Below are 15,764 nucleotides of genomic sequence, written 5' to 3' on the forward strand. Positions count from 1 at the left end.
GACCGGCGGTGGCCTTCATGCCCGCCTCGGCGCCATCGCGGGCGGCCTCGATCACTGCAAGTTCGGCACCCGTGGCCAAGGCCTCCTGCGCGCGGGCCACGGCGGGCACCCAGGCGTCGATCATGGTCTTGTCGCCCGGTTCGGCCCGGCCCCGGTCGCGCACGCCTTGCAGCGCGGCGGCAAGCCAGGCCGCCAGCGCGCCCGCGTCAAGGTTCTGCCGGTCGCTGACCGCCGCGCCTGCCCGCAGGAACGCGGTGGCGTAAAGCGGGCCGGAGGAGGCGCCCACCGCATCCAGAAACGCCTTGGCCATGCGCTTGCAACTGCCTTCGATGGTTTCGTCGCCAGGGGCGTTTTCCAGCGCGCCCTGCACGGCCTTCCAGCCGATTTCCATGGTGACACCATGGTCGCCGTCTCCGATCACCCCGTCCAGTTCCGACAGCCAGTCGCGGGCGGCGATGATATCGTTCCCCGCGCGCTGCATCATGGCGCGGAACAGCAGGGGCGTGATCGCGCCATCGCGGATCAGCGCGACCGTCGGGGCGCTGCGGGCGGCAGGTTCGGCCCCCGTAACGGTCTTGCGGACCGACCGCGCCGTGCTGGCGGCGGTGCCCTCGATGGCGCCGACCGTCAGCGCCGGGGTGCGGCAAGGGTGGTCCAGCAGTGCGGCAAGTTCATCATCGAGCCGCATCAGGGTAATCGAGGCACCCGCCATCTCCAGCGAGGTCGCATATTCCCCGACCCAGGAGCGGTAGATCGTGATGCCACGCGCATCCAGCACCTGCCTGAGTCGGGCAAAGAGGATGTAAAGCTCGACCAGTGAGGTCGAACCCAGCCCGTTCACCAGCACTGCCACCCGGTCGCCCCGCGCTGGCGCCATCTCGGACAGGATCGCCTCCAACAGCGTATCGGTCACCTGATCGGCCGGGGCCAGCTTGTCGCGGCGGATGCCCGGCTCGCCATGCAGACCCATGCCGATTTCCATTTCGTCATCGCCGATCTCGAAATTCGGCTTGCCGGTCTGCGGCAGTGAACAGGCCCCCAGTGCCACGCCCATCGACAGGGTGGCGTCATTGGCCTTGCGCGCCAGCGCCTCGACCCGCGCCAGCGGCTCGCCCAGATCGGCGGCAGCCCCGGCCACCTTGAAGACAAAGAAATCGCCCGCGATGCCCCGCCGTTCCCCGCGCCGTTCAACCGGGGCCGAGGCCACGTCATCGGCCACCTGCACCTGCCGGACCGGGGTGCCTGCGGCAGCAAGTTCTTCCGCCGCCATGGTGAAGTTCATCACATCGCCGGTGTAATTGCCGTAAAGCAGCAGCACACCCGCCCCGCCATCGGCGGCACGCGCCGCATCGAGGATCTGTTCGGGCGAGGGCGAGGCAAAGATATTGCCCACCGCCGCCGCATCGGCGAGCCCGCGCCCGACATAGCCTGCGAAGGCCGGTTCATGCCCCGAGCCGCCGCCGACCACCACGCCGACCTTGCCGTCGCGCGGCCCGTCCACCGCGACCACGGCGCGGCTGGTGGGGCCTTCGACCGTCAGCATGTCGGGATGGGCGGCGACCATGCCCGCGATCAGCTGGGGGATGATGTCTTCCGGCGCGTTAATGAGTTTCTTGGTCTTAGTCATGGGAATATCCACTTCGTCAGGTCAGGCGCCGTCGCGGCGAAGATAGCGGCGCGACAGGGCGTCGAACGAGATCGCCAGAACCACGATCACGCCGGATACCACGCCCTGCCAATAGGGCGACACGCCAAAAAGCACGATGATGTTTTCGATGATGGCGATGATCCCCGCCCCGAAGATCGCCCCCAGCGGCGAGCCTACCCCGCCGGTGGTGGCAACCCCGCCGATCACGGCGGCGGCGATGGGGGCCAGCACCCAGGTCTGCCCGATGGAGGGCTGCGCCGTGCCCAGCCGCGCCACCATCAGCAGCCCGGCCAGTGCCGACAACATCCCCGCCAGCGTGAAGACCAGCAGGCGTATGCGGTCCACCCGGATGCCCAGCATGCGGGCGGCAGCAGGGTTGTTGCCGATGGCATACATATACCGGCCCATCGGCGTCTTCAGCGACAGAAACAGCGCGATGGCCAGCACCGCCAGCATGATCAGGAAGGGCACGGGCACGCCAAGAAGATCGCCCCGGCCAAGGAACTGGATCTCTGCCGGAATGCCGGTGATCGCGACGCCCTTGGTCAGCACGAGGATGGCGCCGCCATAGATGCCCGCCGTGCCAATGGTCAGCACCAGCGAATGCAACCCCAGCACGGTGACCAGCAGGCCGTTCAGGAAACCCAGCGCAAGGCCAAGGCACAGGGCGAGGATCAGCGCCATGGGCGCGGGCAATCCCGCCTGCACCATCAGCATGCCGGATACCACGCCGCACAGGCCGCCAATGGTGCCCAGCGACAGGTCAAGCTCACCCAGGATCATCAGCGAAGATTGCGCGATGGTGACCAGCCCCACGAAGGCAAGGCCCCGCGCGATGACCGACATGTTGTAACCGGACAGGAAATATGGGGAAATCACCGCCGAGATGGCGAAGATCGCCACAAGCGCCACGAAAACCCCGGCCAGCGGGTTGCGCATCAGGAGTGTCAGCGCCGGGGGGCGGCGCGTCTGTGCGGAGTGTTCAGTCGACATGAGAAGCCTCTGCGTCTTCGGGGGCGGACCCGCCAGCCCCCGTGCCGGTGGCGAAGATCGCCCCGACGAGTGTTTCGGTCTCGGTGCTGGCGGCATCGAAGCTGCCGGTCAGGCGGCCGCCATGCATGGTGATGATGCGGCTGGCACAGCGGCGCAGCTCGGTCATTTCCGATGAGATGAGGATGATCCCCACGCCCTCCTCGGCCAGCCGCTTCATGATGCGGTAGATTTCGGCCTTGGTGCGGATGTCGATGCCCTTGGTCGGTTCATCGAAGATCAGGATGTGCGGCGTCGTGGCCATGGCGCGGCCGATGATGGCCTTCTGCTGATTGCCGCCCGACAGGGTGGCGATGCGCTGTCCGGGGCCGGAGGCGCGGATGCCGTAATCACCGATCACGCGGGCGACGATACCGCGTTCCTTGCCGCTGTCGATGCCGGTGGCGCCGGTGGTCAGCGACAGGACCGAAAGGCCGATGTTCTCGCGCAGCGACAGCAGCGGGAAGATGCCATGCGCCTTGCGCTCTTCCGACAGATACAGCATCCCGCCCGCGACCGAGGCGGCGGTGTCATTGAGCCGCCAGTCGCGGCCTTCCACCCGGACACGGCCGCCGCTGGCCTTGCGGTAGCCGAAGATCGTCTGCATCAGTTCGGATCTTCCGGCGCCGACAAGGCCCGCGAAACCCAGGATCTCGCCCCGTTTCAGCGTGAAGCTGACATCGCGGAACAGTGGGCCGGACAGGTTGTCGACCTGCATGATTGTATCGGTGACCGGGCCATCGGGGCGGAAATGTTCGTCGATCGCTACCTCGCGGCCCGACATGGCGCGGATCAGCGCCGCTTCGTCAATTTCGTCTACCCGGCCTGCATCGACCTTCCGGCCATTGCGCAGCACCGTATAATCCTGCCCGATCCCGAACACTTCCTCCATCTTGTGCGAGATGAAGATGATCGCATGATCGCGGTCCAGAAAGCCGCGGATCACCCTGAACACCCGCTCCACCTCGCGCGCGGTCAGGGCCGAAGTCGGCTCGTCGAGGATCAGCACCTTCATGTCACGGTTGGTCGAGGCGCGGGCGATCTGCAACAATTGCTGATCGGGGACCGAGATATGGCGCACCATATCGGATGGTTTCGCCTCGATCCCGAACCGATCCAGATACTCCTGCGCTTCCGCCTCCATCCGGCGGCGGTTCACCAGCCCGCCATGGCCGGTGCGGTCAAACGGCATGAACAGGTTTTCTGCCACGCTGACATCGGGGAACAGCGACAGTTCCTGCGGCACATAGGCGATCTTGCGGAACAGGTCGGGGTGATCCAGCGGGTTTTGCCCGTCGATGGCGATGCTGCCGCGTGTGGCGCGATCCGCCCCGGTCAGGATCTTCACAAGCGTTGATTTTCCGGCGCCATTCTCGCCCGCAAGAATATGCGTGCGGCCCAGTTCAACTGACAGGTCGACACCGTCAAGCGCGGTCACGCCCGGAAAATCACGGCCGAGGCCGCGTGCTTCGAGATAGGCCATGTCTCCTCCCACGGCTGGTGTGCGGCCGGCGGGTTGCCGGCCGCGCGTGGCTCAGTTGCCCAGATTGTCCTTGGTGAGGAAGGCGTTCCCGGTATCCAGATAGCCCGGAACCGGCGCGCCGGTCGCCTGTGCCCAGAGCAGCATGACCGACCAGTAGCCTTGCAGTTCCGGCTGCGAGGCCGAGGAACTGTCGGCGACGCCCGAACGGATCATGTCGAGCATCTCGGGCAGGTTATCCAGACCGACCAGCGTGACCTGACCCTGCTTCCCGGCCTCGACAATGGCCTGACCGATGCCGATGGGACCGGCGGCATCCGAGGCGACCCAGCCCTTGAGATTGGGGTTGGCCTGCATGATGGCAGCGGCCTGCTGTTGCGCCGTCTCGATGCTGTCATTGTCGATGCCTTCAGCCACGACCTTGATGCCCGGATGTTCGGCAAAGACCTCGCGGTGGCATTCGGCACGGATCGAGTGGTTCGGCGCGGTCGGCACGCCCATCATGATGGCGACCTCGCCTTCGCCGCCCAGCACCTCGACCAGACGGCGCGCGGCGATCTTGGCCTGTTCGCAGAAATCAGAGCCGATATAGGGGATCTGCATCCCCTCGGGCGGCACCGAGTCGAAGATCACCAGTGGGATGTCCTGCCCCTGCGCGGCTTCCAGCGAGCCGCGGTTGCCTGCCGGGTCCAGCAGGTCAATGGCGATGCCGTCGGGACGGGTGGAGATGGCGCTTTCCACGATCTGCACCTGTTGCACGACATCGGCGGTCTGCGGTGCGGAATAGACGATCTCGACGTCAGCGCCGGTCTGCGCCTTCAGGGCGGCGGCGGCCATCTGCGCACCGTCGTTCACCTTGTCGAACCAGGGGTGAACCACCTTCGGGACGATCAGGAAACGGTAGCTGTCTTTCTTGGTGGTGCCCGCAGCATCCTGCGCGGCGGCGGCAATCGGCATGGCAAGGGCCACACCGGCCAGCATGGCGGCCAGTTTCTTCATGGTATTCCTCCCAGATTGTAAGCCCGGCGTCGGGCAATCCTGCTGTCGGCGCGCGGTTCCTCCCTGACGCCTCAAGACTTAATACATATGTATTTTTAAAATTACAAGTATATCCGGCGTGCGATTGCATCTGTCGGCGCCCTGCGGCAGGCGCATGCGAAAAGGCCCCGCACGACCGTCAGGTCGCCGGGGCCGGAAGTGCCGCGCGCATCAGTCAGGGCAGGGGCCGGTTCACGGGATCGGGCAGCCTGCGATCAGACGCCGACATCGGGGCCCGCACAGGCCAGCGGGGTCTTGCTTTGCTCGACCTCGGTCAGTTCCGTGCCGTCGGGATCACCGGCAAAGCGGGCTTTCAGCCTGCCGCCCTCCTGCCAGAAGGCCCAGCACTGAGGATCGGACTCGCTTTCATAGACAAAGCAGATCTGGCTGTCGGCCTCGTACCAGTGGCCCTCCTGGCATTCCTGCGCGGTAAAGGCCCAGCGGACACGGCGGTTCGGCAGATATTGCTCGGTCCCGAAGATCGTGCCGCCCTGCGCATAGGTCAGTGTCTTGCCGGTGGCATAGGCCTCGAATTCTGCCGCCGTGATTGGCGTTTGCGCGGCGGCAGCAAGCGGCGACAGAAGCAGGGCCAGCGCAAGCACAGGGGCGGGGCGGGAGGGCAGCAGCATGGGGGACTCCGGGTTGCGGATTTGGGGCAGGGTGACAGAGCGGCGCGTCAGGCGCCAGTCACGCCCGCTTGATCGTCATGCGTTGGCGCTGCCTGCCAGTGCGCCAGACGGGGCTTCATCATCCGCCGCCAGCGGCGCGGCATCAGCGCGATGGCCCCGCAAACCGGCAGCGAATACGGAAGCCACGGTGCTTCGTCCGGCTCGGGCAGTCGCAGCGCGGGATAGGGACGCGCGGGATGGGCATGATGATCGGAATGGCGCGGTGCGTTCAGCATGACGCCCGACGAAAACCAGTGCGGGGCATTCCAGCTATGGCGTGGCCCCACCGGCTCCGGCCGGCCATCGGGCAGCAGGCGGCGGCGCAGACCGTAATGCTGGACATAATCCGACAGCATCAGTTGCGCGGTGGCGTAACCTGCAAGCAGCAGCCAGACCAAAAGCCCGGCCCAGCCCGCCAGAACGGCGCCCAGCCCGAGGCAGGCAAGACCGCCCGCGACATAGATCACATAGGGGTTGAGCCCACCCGTCTGTTTCCACCGCGCGGTTTCGGCGCGCAGACCGGCGCGGAAGCTGCCGAAATAGGCGCGTGGCAGGAATTGGTAGAAACTCTCGTCGTCGCGGGCCGAGTTCGGATCTTCCGGTGTCGCGACATGCCGGTGATGCACCAGCCGGTGTGCCGAGGTGTGATGCCCATTCAGCAGGGTGACATAAACTGCCATTCCCAGCCGGAACAGCCGCCGGTCGCCGCGATGGATCAGTTCGTGCGCGGCGGGGTTCGAGACCTGACCGAACAACTGGCCGAACCCCAGAAACAGTGCAATCCTTGCCCAGAGCGGCAATCCGCTGTCGCCCGCAATCGCCCAGACCGCCAGCGGAAAGGCCAGAAGATGCGCGGTACCGATCAGGGCCAGCAGGCGATCGGCGGCGGGAAACTCCGCTCCTTCCGGCGCATCCGGGGCGACCCAGGGGGTCAGCCGGTCCAGAAGTGCGGTCAGCCCCGCCATATAGCCCAGCCCCAGCCAGACCCAACCGCCTCCGGCCCAGACCCCGAGGCCCAGCAGAAGGAAGGGGGTGGTCGCGGCAGTGGCGAACAGCGCCATGCGCGGCAGCGGAAGGAAACGGGGGGGCACCTGCATCATGGCGCCACCTTAGCACGCGGCCGGGCCGGGCAAAGCCCCCGCACTGCGACCGGCTGCCGCGTGGTTCAGGCGAAGACCGATCCCAGTGCCCAGAGGCCGAAGCCGATCAGCACCGCCCCGGAAAGCTGCGCGACCCAGAGGGCAAAGCCCGGCGGCAGACGGTGGCGTGCCAGAGCGACGCCGCCACTCAGTACCACCCACCACAACATCGACCCTGCAAAGACCCCCGCAACGACGGGAAAGCTGCCACCCTTGCCCGAGGCCAGCCCCAGCCCCGCAAAGAGTGCGGCAAAGGACAAGATGGTCATGGGATTCGTCACGGTCAGCAGGAATGTGGCGATGGTGGTGCCCAGAAGGTCACGGGCCGAGACGCGGGCCGCTGCGCGAGGTGGTCCGGGGCGCAGGCTTCGCCAGCCCAGCCACAGCATGAAGATCCCGCCAACCAGCCGCAACGGCAGGTCGATCCGCGCCAGCAAATCGGAAAAGGCCGCAAAGCCAAGCGCCGCCAGTGTCGCATAGGCCGCATCGGCGAGGCCGGTGCCCAGCCCGCCCGCGACCCCGGCCCAGAAGCCGCGCTCCAGCACCCGGTTGATGCACAGCGCCCCGATGGGGCCAAGTGGCGCGGCAATCGCAAGACCCAGCACAAGGCTTTTGAGGAAAAGCGCGACTTCCATCACACACCCGGTGCCGGAACATGCGGCCCGCCGACGGCAGAGGACAGTACAATCACCGTCTCGCTGCGCCCCAGAAACCGGCCCGCCTTCAGCTCGGCCAGAACGCTCTCGATCTCGGTCACCGCCCCGACCCGCAGCTTGACGAGATAGGACCAGGCGCCCGTTACATGATGGCATTCCAGAACGCGCCGATGGCTGGCGGCGAAACGGCGAAAGGCCGCTTCGTCGGCATCTTCGCGCAGGGCGAGCCACAGATAGACCAGCATCGGCAACCCCAGCGCGGCGGGGTCGGTGTCGACGGTGAAGCGGCGGATCGCGCCCGAGGCGGTGAGCCTGCGGATGCGTTCATTCACGCTGGACGGCGCCAGCCCCACCACGGCGCCGATATCGGCAAGCGCGCGGCGGGAATCCTCTGCCAGAAGTTCGATGATCTTGCGGTCTGTCTCGTCCATGTCCGGATGATGTTCTGCTTGGTTGTGAATTTTTCGAAATATGTGCGGACACCCATGTGGAGTCAATGCAAATTTTGGCAGATAAGTTGGTTCGCCGCATAATATGCGGCGAAATAGCGTATTAACCGAATGCGACGTCGCCGCAACGTCATGCTTGGCGCCCTGCGGGACAAGCGCCACAATCGGGCGATGACATGGGTATTCCTGCTTTTCGCCGCAGCCTGCGCGCTGCTTTACGGCCTGCGCTGGGCCGCATCCCGAACGACTTCGGCGGCGCGCTCGACCGTCAAGACCGCCTCGGTGGCCTGTCTGGCGCTGGCCGGCCTGACCGGAGGCGCCCCCGCGCCGGTCGTGGTGGGGCTCGCGCTGGGCGCTGTGGGGGATTTCCTGCTGTCACGACAGGGCGAGGGCGCCTTTCTGGGCGGCATGGCCGCCTTCGCCGCCGGGCATCTGGCCTATGCGCTGGCTTTCGGGGCGGGGATGCCGGGCTGGCCGGTGCTGATCGCGCTCGGCTTGCTGGCCGCCTCGACCGAAGCGTGGCTGGCCCCGCACACGGGCGCGCTGCGCTGGCCGGTGCGCGGCTATGTGCTGGTGATCTGCGCCATGGCCACCCTGGCCGCTGCCCGGCCCGAACCGCTGCTGCGCCTTGGTGCCGCGCTGTTCGTGGCTTCCGACCTGATGCTGGCGCTGGAGATTTTCGTGATCAGCGCGCCAGCCCGTCGCCGCCTGTTGTCCTGTGCGCTGTGGCCCGCCTACTGGGGCGGTCAGGCGCTGATCCTTTGGGCGCTTCTGCCCTGAGGCGCCACGCCCCTTCCATCCGGCGCCTGAATTGACTAGGTGAAAAAGGCAACCAGCCCGGAGCGGCCATGTCCTTCTTCAAGAAACTCAAAGACCGGATGTTCCGGTCCTCCGACAAGATCGCGGGCAGCCTTGATGCGCTGGTGAGCGAGGATGAGGCCCCGGTGGCGGCGAAACCCGGCCTGCTGGACCGGCTGACCGGCCGCGAGCCGGAGGAGCCGCGCCGCGTCATGGATGACGCGATGCTGGAAAGCCTGGAGGAACTGCTGATCGAGGCCGATATGGGCGTCGATACAGCGACCCGCGTCGCGGCCAACATCGCCGAGGGGCGGATGGGCCGCAAGATCGGCGCGACGGAGCTGAAACGCGCCCTCGCCGCCGAAGTTGCACGCATCATGGAACCCGTCGCCCGTCCGCTGCCGGTCTATGCCAAACGCCCGCAGGTGGTGCTGGTGGTCGGCGTCAATGGCTCGGGCAAGACCACGACCATTGGCAAGCTCGCCTCGCAATTCAAGGCCGCCGGAAAATCGGTGGTTATCGCGGCGGGCGATACGTTCCGTGCCGCGGCGGTGGAACAGTTGCAGATCTGGGGCACCCGTGCCGGTGTTCCGGTGCTGACCGCGCCGGAAGGCTCTGACCCCGCGAGCCTTGCCTTCGACGCGCTGACCCGCGCGCAGGCTGATGGCGCCGACCTGCTGCTGATCGATACTGCGGGCCGCCTGCAAAACCGCGCCGACCTGATGGAGGAACTGGCCAAGATCGTCCGCGTCATCCGCAAGAAGGACGAGACCGCGCCGCACAACACGCTGCTGGTGCTGGACGCCACCACCGGCCAGAACGCGGTGATGCAGGTGGAGATCTTCCGCAAGATCGCCGATGTCTCGGGCCTCGTGATGACGAAACTGGACGGCACCGCCAAGGGCGGTGTGCTGGTCAGCCTCGCCGACAAGTTCGGCCTGCCGATCCATGCCATCGGGGTGGGCGAACAGATCGACGACCTTGCCCCGTTTGATCCCGAAGATTTCGCCCGCGCCCTCGTAGGCCTGCCCGAGTAACCCTCTTGCCTTCATCTGTTTGCAAATATCCTCGGGGGGCCGCCCCGCAAGGGGGCGGCGCGGGGGGCAGACGGCCCCCCGTCGCGGCTGACATCCCGCGCAGGCACCGGGCATGAGTGACTGGCTCCTCAGCCTTGAAGGCACCGAAGCCGGGCATGACCTCGCGCTGGCGCTGGCGCTGATGGCCGCTGTCCTGCATGCGCTGTTCGGCGCCTTGCAGAAGGGGCGGCACGATCCCTGGCTCGCCCGCGCTGCCATCGACGCCAGCTATGGCGTCATCGCGTTGCCCTTCGCGCTGTTTGTCGTGCCATGGCCCGAGCCGCATATGTGGCCGATCTTCGCGGGCGCCTTTGTCATCCATGCGGGCTACAAACTCTTGCAGGCAATGACCTATTCGCGTGGCGCCTATACCGTAGTCTATCCGGTGGTGCGCGGCACCGGGCCGCTGTTCACCGTTATCGGTGCCGGACTGGTCTTTGGCGAGCATTTCGCGCCGGGGCAGTGGCTGGGCGTGCTGATGCTGTCGGGCGGGATCTTCGGGCTGGCGCTGTGGAACCTGGCCCATGTCACAGCGCAGCGCGCGACGATGATCCCGGCGCTGTGGCTTGCCTTCGCCACAGGCGGCTTCGTTGCAGCCTATACCACTTACGATGCCTATGGCATCCGCGCCACCGCCGATCCGTTCACCTTCCTCGCGTGGTTCTTCCTGATCGACAGTTTCCTGATGCCGGTCCTGACCTTCCGTCGCTGGCGGGGGCTGACCCGGACCGAGGTGCTGCCTCTGCTGAAACGGGGTGTCATGGGCGCTATCGTCGCCTATTTCAGCTTCGGCGCCATCATGCTCGCCACACGGCTCGACAAGGTGGGCGAGGCGGCGGTGCTGCGCGAAACCTCGACCGTTTTCGCCGCCCTGATCGGCTGGTTGGTCCTGGGTGAAAAGGTGGGACGCATGCAATTCCTGCTCATGGCGGTGATCGCCGCCGGGGCCGTCATGGTGGAGTTTACCGGATGACCGAGATGCAAAACGGCAAGAAAGCCCCGGGCTGGCTGAAGCCCGTTCTGGAATACGGGCCTCTGCTGGTGTTCTTTGTCGCCTATATGCGGCTGAAGGATCAGACCTTCCTTATCGGCGGGGGCGAATATACCGGCTTTCTGGTGGTTACTGCCGCCTTCATCCCGCTGATGATCCTCACCACCGGGCTCTCCTGGTGGCTGACCGGCAAGCTGTCGAAGATGCAGATCGTGACGCTGGTTCTGGTGGTGGTGTTCGGTGGCCTGTCGGTCTGGTTGCAGGACGAACGTTTTTTCAAGATGAAGCCCACGATGATTTACCTGCTGTTCGCGGGCGCGCTGGGTCTGGGCCTCTTGCGCGGGCAAAGCTGGCTGGGCGCGGTGATGGGCGAGGCGCTGCCAATGCGCCCCGAGGGCTGGATGATCCTCACCAAGCGGGTGATGTGGTTCTTCCTTGCACTGGCGGTCGCGAACGAGGCGGTCTGGCGGCTCACCAGCACGGAACATTGGGTGCAGTTCAAGACCTTCGGCCTGCCGCTGGCGCTGTTCGCCTTTTTCATGACTCAGGCGCGGCTGTTCCAGACCTACGCTATTGAGGAGAAGGGCGAGGATTAATCCCGCCCGACATACCGATTCCGCCCACAGGAATCCGCCCCGGCCTGTGGAAAACTGGCCGGACTCAAACCCCCGAATCCGCCTAAGCCTTTGTCAACGGCCCGGAAAAACCGGGCGCGGCAGGCAGGGGGATTCGCTTATGCAGCTCATCATCGGCAACCGGCAGGTCAATCCGCTGCGCATGAAGGCGGTGGCGGGTGGCGTGGAGGCGGTGTTGCAGGGGGAGGCGATGCTGTCGCTGCTGGATGCGGCGTTCCATGGCGCGGGCACCATCGAGGTTTACGGCGGCACGCTGGATCGTCGCCCGCTGGAACTGGCGCGGATCGAGATGCGCGGCGCGGAAACCTGCGTGACGCTGCTCTGCCGCGGCCCGGCGCCGATGCTGGCCTGATCGCATCCGTTGCCATTTGGCAAATAGATGCTATATCTATGCCAGATGGAGGATGCGATGCAGCTTCAACCGATCACCACCACCCCGGCGCGCAGCGACTCGCCGGTCATTACCGAGGCCGAGGCCGGTGCGCTGGCCCGTGCCACGGTCAACCTGTTCCGGGCATGGGCCCTTTCGGATGCCGAGGCGCGGGTGCTGCTGGGCGGCATGGCGGCCCGCACCTGGGCGCGCTGGAAAGAGGGCGAGGCCGGGCGGATCGACCGTGATCTGCGGATGCGGATGGCGCATCTGATGGGTATTCATAAAGGTCTGCGTTACCTGTTCCGCGACCCCGCGCGCGGCTACGCCTGGCTGCGCAAGCCGAACGCGGCTTTCGACGGCCTGTCGGCGCTTGATCTCATGCTGCGCGGGGAATTGTCGGATCTGGCGCTGATGCGTGAATGGCTGGACGCCGAGCGCGGCGCATGGTGAGCGGCGCTGTCCTGCGTCGGGTGGACTGGCCGCAGACATGGCGCATCATCCGCTCGATCTATCCGCCGGTTGATCTGTTCGAGGACATTGCCGACCCCCGCGACTGGGAGGCGCTGGCGGCGGTGGAGGCCAAGACCAACCCGCGCATCCGCAATGAAATCGGTGATCTGGGCAAGGTGCCGCCCGCGCGCCGGGTCGCGGGGCCGGGGGCAAGCCTCGTCATGGCGCCCTTCGTGCATTGTTCCATCGCGCGGCCGGGGCGGTTCACCGATGGCAGCTATGGCATCTACTATGCCGGGGACCGTGAGGAAGTGGCGCTGGCCGAGACCATCCATCATCACAGCCGCTTCATGTCGGCCACAGCCGAGCCGGAGGGATGGACCGCTGATTTCCGCGCGCTGATCGGCAGGGTTGACCGTGATCTGCATGATATGGATGCGGTGCCGGGCGCGCGGCATGTTTCGGATTATGGCGCCTCGCAGCAGGCGGGGGCCAGCCTGCGCGCGGCCGGCAGTGACGGGCTGGTCTGGACCAGTGTGCGCCACCCCGAGGGCGCCTGCATCGGGCTGTTCTGGCCCGATTTGGTGCCGATCCCGGTGCAGGGGTCGCATTACCGTTATCACTGGAACGGCGCGCGGGTGGATTACGTTCACCGGCTTGACGGCGACACCGTTCTGGCGGTCTCCGACCCCGCATAGCCCCTTCCGCCCGCCCGCGCCTTGCGCCAGAAAGGGGCCCGAACACAGGGGGGCGCCATGACGGAACGAAGCAAGGGCATTCTGGCCATGGTGATGGCCTGCCTGCTGTGGGGCACGGCACCGCTTTACTACAAGCTGCTGGTGCAGGTGCCGCCGCTTGAGGTGCTGGCCCATCGCACCCTCTGGTCGGCGGTGATCTTCCTCGTGGTGCTGGCCGTGACCGGGCGCATGGGCGCACTGCGCCCATTGCTGCGGGGCAGGCGGCTGGCGGCGATCACGCTGGCGGCGGGGCTGATCTCGTTCAACTGGTTCCTGTTCATCTTCTCGGTGCAGGCGGGCCATGTGATCGAGGCGGCACTGGGCTATTATATCTTCCCCTTGGTTTCGGTCGCTCTGGGCGTGCTGGCCTTTGGCGAACGGCTGACGCGCGGGCAGGGCGTGGCAGTGGCGCTGGCCGGGGGGGCCGTGGTGGTGCTGACCTGGGGACTTGGCGTCGCGCCCTGGATCGCGCTGGCCATCGCCTGTAGCTTCGGGCTTTACGGCTTGCTGAAGAAGCGGCTGGCCGCGCCGCCGGTGCCTTCGGTCACGGCAGAGGTTCTGGTGCTGGTGCCGCTGTCGCTGATCTGGCTGGGGCTAATCGCCACCGGAAACGGGCCGGAGGCAGGGCGTGGCCATTTCTTCGACACAACCGGAACGGCGGGGCTTCTGGTGCTTTCTGGCGCGCTGACCGCCAGTCCTCTGATGCTGTTCACCTATGCGACGGCACGGGTGCGGCTGGCGACGGTGGGGCTGATCCAGTATATCAACCCCACGCTGCAATTCCTGACCGCGACGCTGATCTTCGCCGAACCTTTCGGCCGCTGGCATGCCATCGCCTTCGGGCTGATCTGGGCGGGCCTTGCGCTTTATACGCTGGAGGGGTTCCGTCAGGACAGGGCGGCGCGCAGGGCGGCGGTCAGCCCGGGCACATCGGCCTCCGTGGTGAAGTGAGCGCGCAGGCCGGGGTCGGCGAAACCTTCGGCAATGGTGTGATCGACAAGCGCCACCAGCGGCTGCCAGTAGCCCGCCACATCCAGCAGGAAGATCGGTTTGCGGTGCAACCCGATCTGCGCCCAGGTCAGCACCTCGAAAAACTCGTCCAGCGAGCCGGCACCGCCCGGCAGCACCACGATGGCGTCGGAGTTCATGAACATGACCTTCTTACGCTCATGCATGTTCTCGGTAATCACCAGCTGTGTCAGGTCGCGCTTGCCGACTTCGCGTTTCATCAGATGGGTCGGGATCACACCCAGTGTCATGGCGCCCGCCGCCTGTGCGGCGCGCGCGACCTCGCCCATCAGGCCCACATCCCCCGCACCATAGACAAGCCGCCAGCCCTCGGCCGCCAGCATCGCGCCGGTGGCACGCGCAGCCTCGGCATGGGCCGGGTTCCGGCCGGGGCGCGAGCCGCAAAAGACACAGACGGAAGGGGTGCTGGGCATCGCGGACCTCGGAAAACTGTTGCCTTTTGACCGTGTATCGGGGTTCCTGAGCGAAAGGAAGCGGCGCCGGAACAACCTGCGCCGGGAAGGGGATAAGGGATGTCCGACAAGCAAGGGCTGAACCCGGCCATGGTGGCCGGGCTGGCCGCGGGGGCGGTCGCCGTAGGGGCGATCCTGTGGTATGCGCAGCGCCCGGCGGCGCCGGTGGCGCCGGCGGCATTGGTCAGCGAAGCACCCGCTGCGGCACCACAGGCTGCACCTGCGGAAAGCGCCGCCCCGGCCACACCGGAGGCGGCGCCTGGGGCGGCGGCTGCTCCTGCTGAGGCCGCGCCGGTGGCGGTGGTTGAACCGCCTGCTTTCGATACGTTGCGCATCACGCCTGAAGGCGCGGCAGTGGTTGCAGGGCGGGCCGAGCCGGGAGCCTCGGTCGCCATTCTGGTGGACGGGGCCGAAGTGGCGCGGGCCGATGCCGATGCCACCGGCAATTTCGTGGCGCTGTTCGACTTGCCGCCTTCGGCCGATCCGCGTCTGATGACGTTGCTGGCGCATGGGGCGGCGGGAGAACTGCCGTCGCAGCAATCGGTGGCGGTTGCGCCGGTCGCGGCACCCGAGGCCGTGGCGGCTGCCACTCCGGCAGAGCCGGAAAGTGCCGCACCCGCTGCAACCCCGACTGAAGCTCCGGTCGTGGCCAGCGAGGCAACTGCAACCGCCGTGGCGCCGACGGCGATTCTGGTGGATGACAGCGGGGCGCAGGTCTTGCAGGGGGCGGGCGCCGGATCAGGCGTCACCATTGCGGCCATTACCTATACGCCGGATGGCGCGGTGCAGCTTGCAGGCTCCGGCACGCCGGGGGCGCTGGTGCGGCTTTACCTCGACAATGCGCTGGCCGGTGAGGCCCCGGTTGGCGCGACCGGCGGCTGGGTGACAAAGTTGCAGGGCGTGGCGCCCCGGCTTTACACCCTGCGGGCCGATCAGGTTGGCGGTGACGGCAAGGTGACGGCGCGATCCGAAACGCCCTTCCTGCGAGAGGCGCCCGAGGCTTTGGCCGCCGCGATGAAGCCGCGCGCCGTGCGCACGGTCCCGCCTGGCGCAGGCAGCCCCGCGCCAGCAGCACAGGGCCCGGCAAAGGTTCCGGCGACAGTGACCGCGCTGGCG

18 protein-coding genes are annotated in these 15,764 nt (G+C 66.8%); 9 read left to right on the forward strand and 9 right to left on the reverse strand.

All coding sequences use genetic code 11. The features are described 5' to 3' along the window. From AO684_RS05155 to AO684_RS05190, 8 genes are all read right to left on the reverse strand, one after another. The coding region (locus AO684_RS05155; RefSeq protein ID WP_235451212.1) for a dihydroxyacetone kinase family protein at nucleotides 1-1,627 on the reverse strand (1,627 nt) is incomplete at its 3' end. 21 nt (nucleotides 1,628-1,648) lie between these two features. Beyond that, the gene (locus tag AO684_RS05160; RefSeq protein WP_054301674.1) at nucleotides 1,649-2,641 is read right to left on the reverse strand and encodes an ABC transporter permease; all 993 of its coding nucleotides are present in this window, start codon (nucleotides 2,639-2,641) and stop codon (nucleotides 1,649-1,651) included. Then, on the reverse strand, nucleotides 2,631-4,160 hold the full coding sequence (locus tag AO684_RS05165; RefSeq protein WP_054301675.1) for a sugar ABC transporter ATP-binding protein: 1,530 nt from the start codon (nucleotides 4,158-4,160) through the stop codon (nucleotides 2,631-2,633). The genes AO684_RS05160 and AO684_RS05165 overlap by 11 nt, the downstream gene beginning before the upstream one ends. Before the next feature lie 51 nt (nucleotides 4,161-4,211). Then, nucleotides 4,212-5,156, reverse strand: coding sequence for a substrate-binding domain-containing protein (locus tag AO684_RS05170; RefSeq protein WP_054301676.1), 945 nt, complete (start codon nucleotides 5,154-5,156; stop codon nucleotides 4,212-4,214). A gap of 254 nt (nucleotides 5,157-5,410) precedes the next feature. Then, nucleotides 5,411-5,824: a hypothetical protein gene (locus tag AO684_RS05175; RefSeq protein WP_054301677.1), complete on the reverse strand. Its 414-nt coding sequence runs from the start codon at nucleotides 5,822-5,824 to the stop codon at nucleotides 5,411-5,413. 47 nt (nucleotides 5,825-5,871) lie between these two features. Next, a complete protein-coding gene (locus AO684_RS05180; protein WP_235451213.1) occupies nucleotides 5,872-6,960 on the reverse strand; it encodes an alkane 1-monooxygenase in 1,089 nt (362 codons plus the stop codon). 68 nt (nucleotides 6,961-7,028) lie between these two features. Continuing rightward, entirely contained in the window at nucleotides 7,029-7,637 is a 609-nt protein-coding gene (locus tag AO684_RS05185) for a LysE family translocator (RefSeq protein WP_054301678.1), read from the reverse strand. Beyond that, the gene (locus AO684_RS05190; RefSeq protein WP_054301679.1) at nucleotides 7,637-8,089 is read right to left on the reverse strand and encodes an Lrp/AsnC family transcriptional regulator; all 453 of its coding nucleotides are present in this window, start codon (nucleotides 8,087-8,089) and stop codon (nucleotides 7,637-7,639) included. The genes AO684_RS05185 and AO684_RS05190 overlap by 1 nt, the downstream gene beginning before the upstream one ends. A 189-nt stretch (nucleotides 8,090-8,278) precedes the next feature. On the opposite strand from AO684_RS05190, the gene AO684_RS05195 reads away from it, so the two are divergent. The 8 genes from AO684_RS05195 to rarD all read left to right on the forward strand — a co-directional run bounded on the left by AO684_RS05195 (nucleotide 8,279) and on the right by rarD (nucleotide 14,118). Next, nucleotides 8,279-8,887 (forward strand): lysoplasmalogenase, encoded by a 609-nt coding sequence (locus AO684_RS05195; RefSeq protein ID WP_161805988.1) that lies wholly within the window; start codon nucleotides 8,279-8,281, stop codon nucleotides 8,885-8,887. Between the two features lie 68 nt (nucleotides 8,888-8,955). Then, nucleotides 8,956-9,942, forward strand: coding sequence for a signal recognition particle-docking protein FtsY (gene ftsY, locus AO684_RS05200; RefSeq protein ID WP_054301681.1), 987 nt, complete (start codon nucleotides 8,956-8,958; stop codon nucleotides 9,940-9,942). Between the two features lie 112 nt (nucleotides 9,943-10,054). After that, complete coding sequence (locus tag AO684_RS05205; RefSeq protein WP_054301682.1) at nucleotides 10,055-10,954, forward strand: EamA family transporter; 900 nt, start codon at nucleotides 10,055-10,057, stop codon at nucleotides 10,952-10,954. Then, nucleotides 10,951-11,568: an inner membrane-spanning protein YciB gene (locus AO684_RS05210; RefSeq protein ID WP_054301683.1), complete on the forward strand. Its 618-nt coding sequence runs from the start codon at nucleotides 10,951-10,953 to the stop codon at nucleotides 11,566-11,568. The genes AO684_RS05205 and AO684_RS05210 overlap by 4 nt, the downstream gene beginning before the upstream one ends. A gap of 139 nt (nucleotides 11,569-11,707) precedes the next feature. After that, nucleotides 11,708-11,959: a hypothetical protein gene (locus AO684_RS05215; protein ID WP_054301684.1), complete on the forward strand. Its 252-nt coding sequence runs from the start codon at nucleotides 11,708-11,710 to the stop codon at nucleotides 11,957-11,959. 57 nt (nucleotides 11,960-12,016) lie between these two features. After that, nucleotides 12,017-12,430 (forward strand): MbcA/ParS/Xre antitoxin family protein, encoded by a 414-nt coding sequence (locus AO684_RS05220; protein ID WP_054301685.1) that lies wholly within the window; start codon nucleotides 12,017-12,019, stop codon nucleotides 12,428-12,430. Then, nucleotides 12,400-13,128, forward strand: coding sequence for an RES family NAD+ phosphorylase (locus AO684_RS05225; RefSeq protein WP_235451214.1), 729 nt, complete (start codon nucleotides 12,400-12,402; stop codon nucleotides 13,126-13,128). The genes AO684_RS05220 and AO684_RS05225 overlap by 31 nt, the downstream gene beginning before the upstream one ends. Before the next feature lie 57 nt (nucleotides 13,129-13,185). Continuing rightward, nucleotides 13,186-14,118 (forward strand): EamA family transporter RarD, encoded by a 933-nt coding sequence (gene rarD / locus AO684_RS05230; RefSeq protein ID WP_054301687.1) that lies wholly within the window; start codon nucleotides 13,186-13,188, stop codon nucleotides 14,116-14,118. On the opposite strand, the gene AO684_RS05235 is transcribed toward rarD, so the two are convergent. Continuing rightward, nucleotides 14,055-14,609, reverse strand: coding sequence for a TIGR00730 family Rossman fold protein (locus AO684_RS05235; protein ID WP_054301688.1), 555 nt, complete (start codon nucleotides 14,607-14,609; stop codon nucleotides 14,055-14,057). The genes rarD and AO684_RS05235 overlap by 64 nt on opposite strands. A gap of 99 nt (nucleotides 14,610-14,708) precedes the next feature. Between AO684_RS05235 and AO684_RS05240 the strand changes: the two genes are divergently transcribed. Continuing rightward, a partial coding sequence (locus AO684_RS05240; RefSeq protein WP_054301689.1) for a hypothetical protein occupies nucleotides 14,709-15,764 on the forward strand: 1,056 nt, incomplete at its 3' end.

The sequence above is a fragment of the Gemmobacter sp. LW-1 genome, from assembly GCF_001303875.1.
In the GTDB taxonomy this organism is placed as follows: domain Bacteria; phylum Pseudomonadota; class Alphaproteobacteria; order Rhodobacterales; family Rhodobacteraceae; genus Gemmobacter; species Gemmobacter caeni.